Below are 14,072 nucleotides of genomic sequence, written 5' to 3'. Positions count from 1 at the left end.
CGTGGCGAGGGGGAGGGTCTCCGCGGCGGACGTGCTGCGGGGGCTGTTGGGGGAGAACGACAACTCAGGTGGTGGCGGGTGGAGGTTGCCTCGGCGCAAGCCGAGCACCCCACCCGTCATCCGCGTGGTGGACCGGGTGGTCACCGACGTCCTCGACCTGCGCGCGGTCGAGGTGCCGTACGTGCTGGAGTTCGAGCGGTGCGTCTTCGAGGCGGCGCCGGACGTGCGTCAGGCGAACCTCGCGGGCATCTCGTTCACCGACTGCGACCTGCCCGGCTTCGAGGCGCGGAACCTGAGCAGCAGCAACGACGTCTCGTTGCTCGACTGCCGCGTGTCCGGCCTGACCGACCTCACCGACGCGGAGATCGCGGGCTCGGTGTTGTTGCGGGACACCAGGTTCAGCGTGCCCGGCGCGCTCTGCCTGCACGGTGACCGGCTGACGGTCGCCGGCGCGTTGCTCGGGTTCGGCATCATCACCGAGGGCGAGGTGCGGCTCGCGGGCGCGCGGATCGGCGGCAACGTCAACCTCGGCAGCGCGGTGCTGGAGAACGGCGACGGCTTCTCGTTGAACGGCAACGGGATGCAGGTCGGTGGCAACCTGCTCGGCGCGTTCACCTCGCACGGCGTGGTGTTCCTGTCCAACGCGCGGATCAGCTCGACGTTGTCGCTGAGCGGCGCGACGCTCACGCGCGGCTCGGACTTCGAGCCGACCAGCGACCCGCACGCCGACCCGTCCGCGACGCTGGTCCTCGACCGCGTGGACGTCACCGGCGACCTGGAGCTCGACCGCGGGTTCACGAGCCAGGGCACGATCCGTGCGGTCAACGCCAAGATCGGCGGCACGTTGTCGCTGGCGGAGGCCGTGCTGGACGCGGTGTCGCCCAACTCGGTCGGCACCGACCCGACCGGTTCGGGGCGCGCGTTGCACGTCGACGGCGCGGAGATCGGCGGTGACGTCGTCGGCCGCGGTGTGAAGATCAAGGGCCAGCTGCGCATGGTCGACACGCACGTGCGCGGCAGCATCACGATCGAACGGGCCGCCGTGGACAACCCGGCCGCGGACGCCGTGCTGGCCAACCGTTCCCAGATCGGCAGCAACTTCGTGGTGCGCGAGTCGGAGGTGTCCGGCGGGCTGGAGCTGCGCGGCATCACCGTCGGCGCGAACCTCGACCTGCGCGGCAGCCGGTTGATCAAGCCGGGCAAGTACCGGCACCAGCCGCGCGAGAAGCCGTCGCTCGACATCGGTGGCGCGACGATCGGCCGTGACCTCATCTGCGCGCGCGGCGACAAGGAGTTCGTCGCTCATGGCGGCGTGCGCTGCCGTCGTGCCGTGATCGGTCGCATGGCGAACTTCAACGGCGCGGTGCTCGGCTACAAGCTCGACAGCCACGCGTTGAACGCCATGGGCATGCAGGTGCAGGAGCTGATGCTCAACGTCGTGTCGCCGCCGAAGGGGCTCGTGACGTTGCGGCAGGCGCGTTGCACGTCGTTGGACGACAACGAGAACTTCTGGAACGCCACCGGTTACATCGACCTCGACGACTTCCGCTACGACTCGCTCGCGTACCCGATCGACCTGCGCGACGACGACCAGGTGCAGCAACGGCTGCGCTGGCTGCGGCAGGCGATGCGGCGCAGCTACCACCCGCGGCCGTACGACCAGTTCGCCGAGATGCTCACCGCGGCCGGCAACGAGGAGCACGCCTCGACCGTGCTGATCGAGAAGCAACGCCTGCGGTACAAGGCGGTCGCCGAGGGCATGCGGTTCTTCGGGCCGTTGGTGCTGGTGTGGAGCTTCCTGCAACGGTCGATGGTCGGCTACGGGTACCGGCCGGCACGTGCTCTCGGGTGGCTGATCGCGGCGTGGGTCGTGGGCAGCCTGTGGTTCCAGTTCAAGGGGCCGTTGATCGAGATCAACGACGACGACCACCTGCCGTGGAACGCGTGGATCTACACGATCGACCTGGTGGTGCCGATCGTCGACTTCGGCAACAAGAACCGCTGGCAGACGCCGGGCGCGTCGCAGTACATCGCGTCCGGGTTGATCGTGACCGGGTGGATCCTGGCGACGACGGTGGCGGCTGGTCTCACGCGGATGCTCAAGCGCTAGTTTCGCCACCATCGGGGAATTCCGCCCGGTGGTGATCAGTGGTGCGATTCTCCGGTGATCGTCGCCGAGTCGACCGAACTGTTCGTCGGACCTCGGACCGCGCTGCTGCAGGTGGTGCGGCTGACCTCGCCTGGGTCGGCGGGGCCGGTGCGCGCCCACGTGTCGGGGCCCGGCCTGCACTCGCCGCGGCACGGCGGGTCGTTGCGGCCGGGCCCGTTCGGGTACGAGGTCGCGGTCGACGTGTCCGAGCACCAGCCCGGCGCGGTGGTGCCGGCGGTCGCGGTCGTGCGGTCCGACGCAGGCGAGGAGTCGTGCGCGTTCTCGCTGGTCGTGGGCTCGCCGGGGTGGACGGTGCATCTCGTGGCGCACGTGGCCGGGGACGCCGCTTTCCCGGTGCTGCGGGCTCATCTGGATCTCGCGCTGACCGATCCCGCGTACCGGTTCGCGGTGACGTCGGTGGAGTTGGTGCAGCCGTACTGGGACACGTTCCCGGAGCACCGGTCGTTGTGGCTGCGGCTGATCTCGGAGGGACGGATCGAGGTCGTCGGGTCCGAGTCCAATGTGGTCGGTGTGGCGCCGGTGCTGTTCGTTCTGCCTGACGGGCCTTCGCTGGCAGCGTCTTCGTTGGGTGAGGCTTCGCGGTCGGTGTACGCCGCATTCCTGGAGATGCGGTCTGCTGCTTCGGCGCCGCACGTGATGATGCCTGTCGGTGCTGCTTCGGAGGCTCCCAGTCCGTGGGTGACTGCTCTGCACCACGACTGGAGCGCGCGCTACACGTGGCCGCGGGTCGTCTGTTCGTTGCCTCGCGACTACTACGTGCGCGGCGGTGTGCCCGTGCCTGCTGGCGTTGCTGATGACTCGCCTGCTGCCGTGTTCGCCTCGCACGCCGCACGGTTGAGCGGGGCGGCGTTTCCTGCTTCGGCGTTGGCCCGTGCTGCGGTGGCGCATCCTCGTGAAGCCTTTGACCTGCGGTCGGAGGTCGTGTCGCGGTCTCTGGCGGCGCTGACGTCCACTGTGGACTCGTCGGTTGTGGTGTGGAACCCGTTGACCGTGGCGTGCACCGACGTCGTGTCCGTTCATCTGCCGTGCGAGCGCAACGTGCACGTGGAGGTTGACGGGGTCGTGCTGCCCACGCTGGTGGATGGCGTGACGGTGACGTTCTTGGCGCGTGACGTGCCTGCGCGCGGGTGGCAGACGTTCTCGTTGGTCGAGGACTCCGTCGACCACGGCTGGAAGCGCGGCCACGGCACGGAGATCGCGTCCACTCACTACGTGCTGTCCTACGACCCGATCCCGTCGCTCGTGGCCGTGGACGGGCGCGCCGTGGAGGCACCTCGGCTGGTCGGGCCGGTTTCCGTGTGGCACAGCGAGGTCGGCGAGAAGATGGTCGGCTCCTCCACCTTCGTGCTCTGGAACTCGGTGGACCACCTCGGGCCGTCCCGGTTGTTCGCTGTTCTGGGATCGCGGTCGCCTTCGTGCGGGGTGCTGAGCGCCGTGCCCGCGCGCCGGGCGGCGGCCGGGGAACCGCTGGGACCGGTTGAGCCTGCGGTGACGCCGGTGTTCGGTCGGTACTGGCTGCACGAGCCGGCGCCGTTGGGAGGCTTGGGCGCGAACGTGCTGGTCGAGGTGCTGGGACCGGCGCGGTTGCGGGTCGTGGCGGTGTCGGACGGGGACGCTTTCTCCGGTGTCGTGCGGCTGGTGCTGCCTGCCGGCTGGTCAGCGTCGTGGGACTCGTTGCCGGTGTCGTTGCCCGCGGGTGGCCACGTCTCGGCCGAGGTCCGGCTGGCCGGACCGCTGACGCCGGGGTGCTACCCGGTGCGGGCGGTGCTGGAGGGGTTGCCGTTCGAGGTCTACGACGTGGCGTTGCTGACCGTGCCGGAGTGGGACTCGTCCGATCCCGTCGAGGTGTTGTGGGTGGCGTCCTCGCCGTCGGTCGTGTCGGTGCGGCCCGGGGAGACGGCTTCGGTGCGGGTGGTGCTGGCCTCCGGTGCGCTGGGCGACCTGCCCGTCGAGGCCAGGCTGCTGTCGCCGCGGTCGTCCTGGGAGCTGGTGGGACCGTTCCGCGTGGGCGGCCTGCTGCCGGCGCAGGGCAGGCTGCCGCTGGACTTCACGTTGTCGGCACCCGCCTGGGCTCCTGCCGGCGAGTGGACCGCCGTGGTGCGGGTGACCGCAGGGGACCTGGTTCGGACCACTGCACCCATCAGGCTCGAAGTGGCTGGTTAAGCTGGGTCACCGTGACTGATCTGGTGCTGGCACTGGACTTCGGCGGCACCAAGATCGCCGCCGCCCTGGTGGACCCCTTCGGCGCTGTCGTGCGTTCGTCGCGCGTGCCGACCCCCGCTGTTTCGCCCTGGGACGCCGTCGTGTCGGTGGTGTCGTCCGTGGTGCAGGACTCGGCGGTCGCCGGCGTCGGGATCGCGTCGGCAGGGCCGGTGGACACCGTCGCGGGCACCGTGTCGCCGATCAACGTGCCCTCGTGGCAAGCGTTCCCGCTGCGGTCGTCGGTGGCCTCGCTGTTCCCCGGCGTGCCGGTAGAACTGGCGGGCGACGGGGTGTGCATGGCGCTGGGCGAGCACTGGCGAGGGGCAGGGCAGGGCGCGCGGTACATGGTGGGGCTGGTCGTGTCGACCGGCGTCGGCGGTGGGCTGGTGCTCGACGGACGGCCGTTCGGCGGGCGGACCGGCAACGCGGGACACATCGGTCACATCGTCGTCGAGCCGGACGGGTTGGCGTGCAGCTGCGGCGGTCGCGGGTGCGCGGAGACCGTGGCCGGCGGGCCGCGGATGGTGGAGTGGGCGCGGCGGGCCGGGTGGCAGGCGCCGGACGACGCCGACGCGGCTTTGCTGGCCGCCGCTGCTCTGGCCGGGGAGGAGATTCCCCTGGAGGCGTTCGAGCGGGCCGGGCGGGCTGTGGGGATGGCGATCGCCGGGGCTGCCGCGGTGTGCGATCTCGAGCTGGCCGTGGTCGGGGGTGGGGTGGCTCAGGCCGGGGAGCTGCTGTTCGAGCCGGTTCGGCGGACTTTGAAGACGCACGCCGGGTTGTCCTACCTGGACGGGCTGGAGGTGCGGGCCGCGGAGCTGGGTGGGGAGGCCGGGCTGGTGGGGGCGGCGGCGCTGGTTCGGCCGGCGGGGTGAGCTGAGCTGCAGGTCAGGGCCTGTGGATAACTCGGGAACCAAAACCGGGGTTCGCGCGTTGCGTCATGAGGAATCGCGCGGGGGAAGCTGCGGGCTGACGGACTGGGCGGGCTGGGGCGGCGGGCTGGTTGAGCCGGTGTGCTGGAGCGGCGGGCCGGCTGGTCGGGCCGGTGTGCTGGAGCGGCGGGCTGGCTGGTCGGGCCGGTGTGCTGGAGCAGCCAGCTGACAGACCAGGACCAGCGGGCTCGAGTGGCGGGCTGGTCAGGCCGGTGTGCTGGAGCAGCAAGCCGGCTGATCAGGTCAGCGTGCTTGAGCGGCGAACTGGCTGGCCGGACGGGCGTGCTTGAGCGGCGGCCGATGGATCAGGCGGGCGTGCTTGAGCCGCGGGCTAGCGGACCAGACCGGCGGGCTGGAGCAGCGAGCCGACGGTTCAAACGGGCGCGCTGGGATGGCGGGCTGGCTGCTCAGGCGAGCGTGCTCGACCAGCGGGTCGGCTGGTCAGGGGCGTGCTCGAGCGGCAGGCTGGCCGGCCAGGCGGGTGTGGTTGAGCAGCAGGCTGGTCAGGCAGGTGGGCGTGCCTGAGCAGCAGGTCGGCTGGTCGGGCGGCTTGCTTGAGTTGCGGGCTGGCTGGTCAGGCTGGTTGGCGGGTGTGCCTTAGGGGCGACTCGACCCTTGCCACCGCCACTCCTGCCGCCTCCAGTGCCGCGCGGACCGTGCGGGCGATGTGCACGGCGCCTGGGGTGTCGCCGTGCACGCAGATCGAGTCCGCCTGGATGCGGACCGGCCTGCCCGTGACGCTGCGGACCCAGCCTTCGGTCGCCAGTTGGACGCACCTCGCGGCGATCTCGGCCGGGTCGCGCAGGACGGCGCCTGGTTCGGTGCGGGGGACCAGGGTGCCGGACGAGGTGTAGGCGCGGTCGGCGAACGCCTCGTGCCAGACGCGCAGGCCCGCTACCGCGGCTCGTTTCAGCCAGACGGCTCCTGGTGGGCCCAGGACTGCGAGGGTTGGGTCGAACATGCGGACGGCGTCCACCACGGCGTCGGCCTGGGCCTCGTGGCGGACCAGGGTGTTGTAGAGGGCGCCGTGCGGTTTTACGTAGGAGATTCGGGTGCCGGCGATCTTGGCGAACGTCGAGAGGGCGGCCAGTTGGGCCAGGACCTCGTTGGTCAGGGTGTCCGGGGCCACGTCCAGGAAGCGGCGGCCGAAGCCCGGCAGGTCGTGGTAGCCGACGTGGGCTCCTACTGCCGTGCCCGCGGAGGCGGCGGAGGCGCAGGTGGCGCGCATCGTGTCGGCGTCGCCGGCGTGGTAGCCGCAGGCGATGTTCGCGCTGGTCACCACGGAGAGCAGGGCTTGGTCGTCGCCGAGGGTCCAGTGGCCGTAGCCCTCGCCCAGGTCCGCGTTCAGGTCCATGTCGTTCTCCCCCTCCGGTGGTGCGCGGGTGGTCGATTGTTGGATCGTGGAATTGTTGAACGATTCTACGATAGGGCAATTGAACGATCCTGGGAATAGACTGCCCTGGTGACCGAGTCGTGGGTGTCGACGCTGGCCCAGAGCAAGTCCGACCTGGAGCGCGCGAGCACCGCGCAGAAGGTCGCCGACATGCTCAGGGAGCGGGTGCTCGACGGCGAGCTCGCGCCGGGGCTGCGGCTCAGCGAGGAGGCCATCGGCGGCGCGCTCGGCGTCAGCCGCAACACGCTGCGCGAGGCGTTCCGGCTGCTCACGCGCGATCGGCTGCTGGTGCACGAGCACAGCCGCGGCGTCTTCGTCCGGCGTCCCAGCGGCGACGACGTGAGGGACCTCTACGCGGCCAGGCGCGTGATCGAGTGCGGGTCGCTCCGGCTGTGGACCTCCGTCACCGAAGCGCAGCGCGAGGCGGTGCGGGCTCCGGTCCGGCAGGCGGTCGCGCGGGCCGAGAAGAACGACTGGACCAGGGCCGGGCAGGCGAACATCCAGTTCCACCGGGGCATCGTCGGCCTCGCGGGCAGCGGCCGGTTGAGCGACGAGTCCGACCGGCTCTTCGCCGAGCTCATGCTGGCGTTCCGGGTCGCGGCCGAGATCAACGACTTCTACCAGACGTACGTGCCGTGGAACCGCGAGATCGTCGAGCTGCTGAACAACGGCGAGGTCGGCCAGGCCGTCGACCAGCTCTCGGAGTACTTCGACGCGGCCGAACAGGACCTCGTCGCCCGCCTTGAGGCCTATTAGTCCAAAGGGAACGTTAAGGCGAAGGCAACGATTGCGATCACGAGGCTGACGGCGAGGACAACCAGGCCTAACATCCGCGCAACACCGCGTACACGGAGGGCCACCATGCCGTCGGATCACAAGACCGGCTTGCGCTGGAGCAACTGGAACCTGCTGCTGATACTTCCGCTGTTCATGCTCATCACGCCGTGGTTCAACATGGACGAGCCCAGGATCTTCGGGCTGCCGTTCTTCTACTGGTACCAGTTCCTGTTCGTCCCGCTCGGCGTCGCGTGCGTCGGGATCGTCTACGTCAAGACCAAGGACGAGCCCGTGGTCACCGGCAAGCCCGACAAGCTCGGCGTTGACGACCTGGACGAGGGAGCGAACTGATGCAGTGGACCGAGCTGATCGTTTTCAGCGCCCTCTTCCTGCTCGTCACGGTCATGGGCTTCGTCGCGGCGCGGTGGCAGAAGGGCGAGACCCTCGACCACCTCGACGAGTGGGGTCTCGGCGGCAGGAAGTTCGGCAGCTGGATCACGTGGTTCCTCGTCGGCGGTGACCTCTACACCGCCTACACCTTCGTCGCGGTGCCGGCGCTCATGTTCGGCGCGGGCGCGCTCGGCTTCTACGCGCTGCCGTACACGATCATCCTGTACCCGCTGGTCTTCCTGCCGCTGGTGCGGATGTGGTCGGTCAGCCGCGTGCACGGGTACGTGACGCCCGCGGACTTCGTGAAGGGCCGTTACGGCTCGCACTGGCTGGCGTTGATCATCGCGGTCACCGGCATCGTCGCGACCATGCCGTACATCGCGCTGCAGCTCGTCGGTCTCGAAGCGGTGCTGAGGTCCATGGGCCTCAACGGTTCCGGCATCCTCGGCCACCTGCCGCTGTTCATCGCGTTCCTGATCCTCGCGCTCTACACCTACCAGTCGGGTCTGCGGGCGCCGGCGCTGATCGCGTTCGTCAAGGACATCCTGATCTACCTGGTGATCCTGGTGGCGATCATCTACCTGCCGTCGAAGTTCGGTGGCTGGGGCGAGATCTTCAACGACGCGCAGGCCAAGTTCGACGCGACGCCCAGCAAGGCCGACGGCATCCTGCTGACCGGCACGAACCAGCTGCAGTACGCGACGCTGGCGCTCGGCAGCGCGCTCGCGCTGTTCCTCTACCCGCACTCGCTGACCGGCATCCTCGCGAGCCGTGGCCGCAACGTCATCAAGCGCAACATGGTGGCGCTGCCCGCGTACTCGCTGCTGCTGGGTCTGCTGGCACTGCTCGGTTTCGTCGCGATCAGCGCGGGCACCAAGCCGATCGTCAACCAGGCGACGGGCCGTCCCGACACCAACACGATCGTCCCGGAGCTCTTCGGCGCGAACTTCCCGTCGTGGTTCGCGGGCATCGCGTTCGCGGCCATCGGCATCGGCGCGCTGGTGCCGGCGGCGATCATGTCCATCGCGGCGGCGAACCTGTGGACGCGCAACGTCTACAAGGAGTACATGAAGAAGAACGCCACCCCCGCGGAGGAGGCCAAGCAGGCCAAGCTCGCTTCCCTGGTGGTGAAGTTCGGCGCCGTCGCGTTCATCGTGTTCGTCGACCCGCAGTTCTCGATCGACCTGCAGCTCATGGGTGGCGTGATGATCCTGCAGACGCTGCCGGCGGTCGCGATCGCGCTGTACACGCGCTGGTTCCACGTCTACGCCCTGGTCGCCGGCTGGATCGCGGGTATGGGCTACGGCATGTGGCTGCTCTACACGATCGGCAACCCGGCCATCGGCAAGGCGCACTTCGCCGGTTCGGCGCTGCCGCTGGGCAACATCTCGCTCCTCGGGTGGCACCCGTTCGGCGGTTCGACGACGCAGATCTACGTCGGCATCGTCGCGCTGTTCGTCAACCTGCTGGTCGCGGTGGTCGTCACGCTGATCGCCAAGAAGGCCAAGTGGTTCAACGGCACCGACCAGACGGACCCGTCCGACTACCACGTCGACGAGGACAACCCGAGGGTCAAGCCCATCGCGGCCCACTGAGACGCAGTCGGCAACACTATGGGCCACCCGTCGGTTACGGCGGGTGGCCCTTTGCGTTGAGGATCGAAGTCGTGAAAACCATCGCCGGACTGGTCGGACTGACCGCACTCGCCCTCGCCCTGAGTCCCGCCGTCGCCCACGCGCAGGACGCGAACTGCTACGACACCACCGTCCCGCTGACCGTCGAGGAGCAACGGCTCGACGACACGCTCGTCACCGGCGGCCCCGCCGTCGGGCCCTCGCTGGTGAAGCTGGCCGGGTTCGACGGCCGCGTCGCGGACTTCACCTCGAAGCTCTGCCGCCAGGTCGTGTCGAAGCAGGCGCAGCAGTTCGTGGAACGCGAAGGCAACGCGCTGTGGAAGGCCGCCGTGGCCCGCGCGCAGAGCACAGCGCCGACAGCGCACGACGCCTACGACGACCGCCCGCTCTACTGGGCTCGGCTGCAGCTCAGTTCCGCGCTGCGGCAGTGGAAGCCGCGGTTCGCGATGGCGCCGAACGACCGCGCGAAGCTGATCCAGCAGTTCGACTGGGCGTCCCGGGGGCTGAGCGACGCGAAGTTCCCTGCCAAGTCCGGCGTGCGCAAGATCGCGGTCACCGGCTTCGACCCGTTCCAGCTGCAAGGCGTGAACGTGCGCCGCGCGAACCCGGCCGGCGCGGCGGCGTTGCAGCTCGACGGACGCGAGATCACCACGCCGACCGGCAAGGTCGTGCTCCAGGCCGCTGTGCTTCCCGTGCTGTGGGGCGGTTTCGACGAGGGCGTCGTCGAGAACTTCTACGGGCAGGCGTTGCAGCAGAAGCCCGACGCGTTCGTGACGATCAGCCAGGGCAGGCCCGGCAAGTTCGACGTCGAACGGTGGGCGGCGCGCTGGCGCGGTGGCTTCGCGGACAACAACAACGTGAACTCGTACGGCAGCGTCCCGGACGCGGCGGGCTGGCCGCAGCCCACGACCGAGTTCATCGAGACGTCGCTGCCGTTCCAAAAGATGATCGACGCCGGCACCGGGCCGTTCCCGGTGAACTACAACCTGGCGTTCTGCGAATGGGTCGTCGTCGGCTCGCAGCAGTCGTGCCGCGCCGACACCCCGACGCCGGGCAGGATCGCGGCGTCCGGTGGCGGCGGTGACTACCTCTCCAACGAGAGCATGTACCGGGCGAACCGGCTGCGGATCGGTTACGGCGCAACGAACGTGCTCGGCGGACACCTGCACACGCCGGTGCTCGGGCAGCCAGCCGATCCGGCCGCGTTGACCGATCCGGCCTTCGAAAAGCAGCGTCGGGACATCGCGGATCAGGTGAAGGCCCTAGTCTCTGTGGTGTGAATCGTGTGCGGCTGGCGGTGGCAATTGTCCTGAGCGCGTTGACGCTGTCCGCGTGCGCGATTCAGGTGGGAGGGCAGGCGGTCCCCGGGCCGTTGCCCTCCACTGCTTCCGCCTCCGCGCCGACGCTGCCGAAGGCCGGGCAGTGCATGAACGCGTACGAGCTGAAGACGCTGCAGTGCACCGACTCGCACGAGGCCGAGGTCATGAGCGTCGGCGAGATGTCCGGCCTGCCGTCGACCTACCCGGACACGCAGGCGCTGCGCAAGGCCGCGCTGCCGCCGTGCCGTCAGGCGCTCGGCGACTACCTGGGCAGCGGCGACTCGGACTCGACGCGCCTGCGGGTGTGGGCGTTCTGGCCGAACGAGCAGGGCTGGAAGGACGGTCAGCGCTGGCGGCTGTGCACCGTCGTGGAGATCAGCCCGGACGAGAAGCCGTTGGCGCGCAAGGGTTCTGTGAAGGACACCCTGAAGGGCAACGGGTTCAGCACCTTCCAGACGTGCACGCAGGGGTCGCCGTCGAAGGACCAGGAGGTCAAGGTCGTCGCGTGCAACACGGCGCACCTGTCCGAGGCCGTGCCCGCAGGTGTCGTGTCGCTCGGCAAGTCGACCAACCCCGCGCCGTCCAAGGAGCAGATGAACTCCATCGCCAAGGACAAGTGCACCAAGGCCGTGCACGACTACCTGGGCTCGGAGAAGCGCAGCGACGTGTTCCCTGCGTGGCGGAACCCCGGTTCGCAGGCGTGGTCGGAGGGGTGGACGAACGCCGTCTGCTACGCCGAGGCGACCAGGGCGTTCACCGGGACGTTGCTCGGCATCAGGGAGAACCCGCTGCCTGCCTGATCCAGTCCCAGGCTGGACGTCAGCTGCCAAGAGCGTGCCGTCGACGTCGAGGAAGAGCAGCGGACGGGCGCTCACGAGTTGCCCCCAGGCTTGTCCACAACTATCCACAACATGTGCACAAAACCGTCCACACCTGTGGACAACTTCGTCTCAAGTGGACGATGAGCTGCGCGGACTCACAGAAAATTGCTGCACAGGACCACTCCGGCGACCACGCCGACGGCTAAACCCACGCCGAACACGAGCACGAACCGCCACCACGGCGTGCGGACCGGTGGGGCGGGCGGGACCGGGTAGTAGCGCACGATGCCGGTGGTCGGGCCGACCTCCACATCGCGCGTCGAACCGTCGTAGTTCAGGCCGCCCGGGAGATCGTTCGTCACACGACTAGTAGTACCTCAAAAAGATGACCCAGCGGTCGCCGTTGACCGCTGGGTCATCTCCGAAACACCTCAGATCTAGCCGAGGCGCTGCTTCAGGGCCGCCAGCTCGTCGCGGAGCGTGGTCGGGACCTTCTCACCGATCTTCGCGAACCACTCCTCGACGAGCGGGATCTCGGCACGCCACTCGTCGGCGTCGAACTCGAGCGAGGCCTCGATGTCCTCGCGCGACGCGTCCAGGCCCTCCAGGTCCAGGTCGGCCGCGGTCGGCACGTAGCCGATCGGGGTCTCCTGGGCGGCGGCCTTGCCCTCGATGCGCTCGATGGCCCACTTCAGGACGCGCGAGTTCTCGCCGAATCCGGGCCACAGGAAGCGCTTGTCGTCGCCGCGGCGGAACCAGTTGACGTAGAAGATCTTCGGCAGCTTGTCGGCGTCGGCGCGCTTGCCGAGGTCGACCCAGTGCTGGAAGTAGTCGCCGGCGTTGTAGCCGATGAACGGCAGCATCGCCATCGGGTCGCGACGAACGACGCCGGTCTTGCCGACGGCGGCGGCCGTGGTCTCCGACGACAGCGTGGCGCCCATGTAGGTGCCGTGCTGCCAGTCGCGCGACTCGGTGACCAGCGGGATCGTCGTGGCGCGGCGGCCACCGAAGAAGATCGCGCTGATCGGCACGCCCTTCGGGTCGTCCCACTCGGGCGCCTTGATGTCGCACTGCTCGATCGGCGTGCAGTATCGGGAGTTCGGGTGCGAGCTGAGCTCTTCGCTGTCCGGCGTCCAGTCCTGGTGCTTCCACGAGGTGAGGTGGGCCGGGGGCTCGCCCATGCCCTCCCACCAGATGTCGCCGTCGTCGGTCAGCGCGACGTTCGTGAACAGCGAGTTGCCCTTGGCGATGGTGCGCATCGCGTTCGGGTTGGTGTGGTAGTCGGTGCCGGGCGCGACGCCGAAGAAACCGTTCTCCGGGTTCACCGCGTACAGGCGGCCGTCCTCACCGAAGCGCATCCACGCGATGTCGTCGCCGAGCGTCTCGACCTTCCAGCCGGGGATGGTCGGCTCGAGCATGGCGAGGTTCGTCTTGCCGCAGGCCGACGGGAACGCGGCGGCGATGTAGTACGCCTTGTTCTCCGGCGAGGTGAGCTTGAGGATCAGCATGTGCTCGGCGAGCCAGCCCTCGTCGCGCGCCATCGCGGACGCGATGCGCAGCGAGAAGCACTTCTTGCCCAGCAGCGCGTTGCCGCCGTAGCCGGAGCCGAAGCTCCAGATCTCGCGGGTCTCCGGGAAGTGCGAGATGTACTTGGTGGTGTTGCACGGCCACTGCACGTCTTCCTGGCCCGGCTCCAGCGGGGCGCCGAGGGAGTGCAGCGCGGGGACGTACGAGGCGTCCTCACCGAACAGGTTGAGCGCCTTGGTGCCCATGCGGGTCATGATGTGCATGGAGACGACGACGTACTCCGAGTCGGTGATCTCGACACCGAGCATCGGCTTCTCCGCGTCCAGCGGGCCCATGCAGAACGGGATGACGTACATCGTGCGGCCACGCATGCAGCCCCGGTAGAGCTCGGTCATGATGGCCTTCATCTCGGAAGGGTCCATCCAGTTGTTCGTCGCGCCCGAGTCCTCCTCGCGCACCGAGCAGATGTAGGTGCGCTCCTCGACGCGGGCGACGTCGCTGGGGTCCGAGGCGGCCCAGAACGAGTTGGGCTTCTTCTTGAGCGGCACGAACGTGCCGGCGTCGACGAGCTTGCGCGTCAGACGGTCCCATTCACCCTGAGACCCGTCAGCCCAAACAACCTCATCAGGGCAGGTCAGCTCCGCGACTTCCTGAACCCAGGCGAGCAACTGCGCGTGGTTGGTAGGTGCCTGTTCGAGACCGGGAATGGTCACTGCCGTCATCTCGTCTCGTCTCCTGACTGAACGCCTCGGCAACCCGAGCACGTGGTGGTCCGGTGCAGGACTTCGTCGTCCTCGGGAATAGCGCCAGACGCCCGGTGGGGCCGGGCGTGCTGGGAAGGGGATGAACCGAGGTTAGCCCGGTGAATGGCAGGTAAAGCACCCCCAGCCTGTCGCTTCCCTCACAAAAC

General features: G+C 69.0%; 11 protein-coding genes. 8 read left to right on the top strand and 3 right to left on the bottom strand.

Going from position 1 to position 14,072, the window contains the following annotated elements; translation table 11 throughout:
• The first annotated feature begins 1 nt into the window (after window position 1).
• The 3 genes from ACQEU1_RS27370 to ACQEU1_RS27360 are packed head-to-tail and all read left to right on the top strand — an operon-like array spanning window position 2 to window position 5,244.
• A complete protein-coding gene (locus ACQEU1_RS27370; protein ID WP_433207493.1) occupies window positions 2–2,110 on the top strand; it encodes a hypothetical protein in 2,109 nt (702 codons plus the stop codon).
• A gap of 54 nt (window positions 2,111–2,164) precedes the next feature.
• Window positions 2,165–4,333 carry a hypothetical protein gene (locus ACQEU1_RS27365; protein ID WP_433207490.1) on the top strand — a complete coding sequence of 723 codons (2,169 nt, stop codon included), beginning with the start codon at window positions 2,165–2,167 and terminating at the stop codon, window positions 4,331–4,333.
• A gap of 11 nt (window positions 4,334–4,344) precedes the next feature.
• Window positions 4,345–5,244: an ROK family protein gene (locus ACQEU1_RS27360; protein ID WP_433207487.1), complete on the top strand. Its 900-nt coding sequence runs from the start codon at window positions 4,345–4,347 to the stop codon at window positions 5,242–5,244.
• Window positions 5,245–5,875: 631 nt separating this feature from the next.
• Here ACQEU1_RS27360 and ACQEU1_RS27355 read toward each other — a convergent pair.
• Window positions 5,876–6,655: a LamB/YcsF family protein gene (locus ACQEU1_RS27355; protein WP_433207484.1), complete on the bottom strand. Its 780-nt coding sequence runs from the start codon at window positions 6,653–6,655 to the stop codon at window positions 5,876–5,878.
• Between the two features lie 108 nt (window positions 6,656–6,763).
• Between ACQEU1_RS27355 and ACQEU1_RS27350 the strand changes: the two genes are divergently transcribed.
• From ACQEU1_RS27350 to ACQEU1_RS27330, 5 genes are all read left to right on the top strand, one after another.
• Window positions 6,764–7,450, top strand: coding sequence for a GntR family transcriptional regulator (locus ACQEU1_RS27350; protein WP_433207481.1), 687 nt, complete (start codon window positions 6,764–6,766; stop codon window positions 7,448–7,450).
• 105 nt (window positions 7,451–7,555) lie between these two features.
• Entirely contained in the window at window positions 7,556–7,822 is a 267-nt protein-coding gene (locus tag ACQEU1_RS27345) for a DUF3311 domain-containing protein (protein ID WP_285636871.1), read from the top strand.
• Entirely contained in the window at window positions 7,822–9,456 is a 1,635-nt protein-coding gene (mctP, locus tag ACQEU1_RS27340) for a monocarboxylate uptake permease MctP (RefSeq protein WP_433207477.1), read from the top strand. The genes ACQEU1_RS27345 and mctP overlap by 1 nt, the downstream gene beginning before the upstream one ends.
• A gap of 71 nt (window positions 9,457–9,527) precedes the next feature.
• Window positions 9,528–10,775 carry a hypothetical protein gene (locus ACQEU1_RS27335; RefSeq protein ID WP_433207474.1) on the top strand — a complete coding sequence of 416 codons (1,248 nt, stop codon included), beginning with the start codon at window positions 9,528–9,530 and terminating at the stop codon, window positions 10,773–10,775.
• Window positions 10,772–11,614 carry a septum formation family protein gene (locus ACQEU1_RS27330; protein WP_433207471.1) on the top strand — a complete coding sequence of 281 codons (843 nt, stop codon included), beginning with the start codon at window positions 10,772–10,774 and terminating at the stop codon, window positions 11,612–11,614. Before ACQEU1_RS27335 ends, ACQEU1_RS27330 begins: the two co-directional genes overlap by 4 nt.
• A 176-nt stretch (window positions 11,615–11,790) precedes the next feature.
• Here the strand turns inward: ACQEU1_RS27330 and ACQEU1_RS27325 are convergent, their stop codons facing one another.
• Together ACQEU1_RS27325 and ACQEU1_RS27320 are read right to left on the bottom strand one after the other, a co-directional pair.
• Complete coding sequence (locus ACQEU1_RS27325) at window positions 11,791–11,997, bottom strand: hypothetical protein (protein ID WP_433207468.1); 207 nt, start codon at window positions 11,995–11,997, stop codon at window positions 11,791–11,793.
• Window positions 11,998–12,072: 75 nt separating this feature from the next.
• Window positions 12,073–13,884, bottom strand: a complete 1,812-nt coding sequence (locus ACQEU1_RS27320) for a phosphoenolpyruvate carboxykinase (GTP) (protein ID WP_433207465.1) — start codon at window positions 13,882–13,884, stop codon at window positions 12,073–12,075.
• Window positions 13,885–14,072 lie beyond the last annotated feature (188 nt).

Source organism: Lentzea sp. CA-135723 (assembly GCF_050936595.1).
Classification (GTDB): Bacteria; Actinomycetota; Actinomycetes; order Mycobacteriales; family Pseudonocardiaceae; genus Lentzea.
Note: the sequence above shows the minus strand (reverse complement) of the source record. Positions and strands in the feature narration are given on the sequence as shown.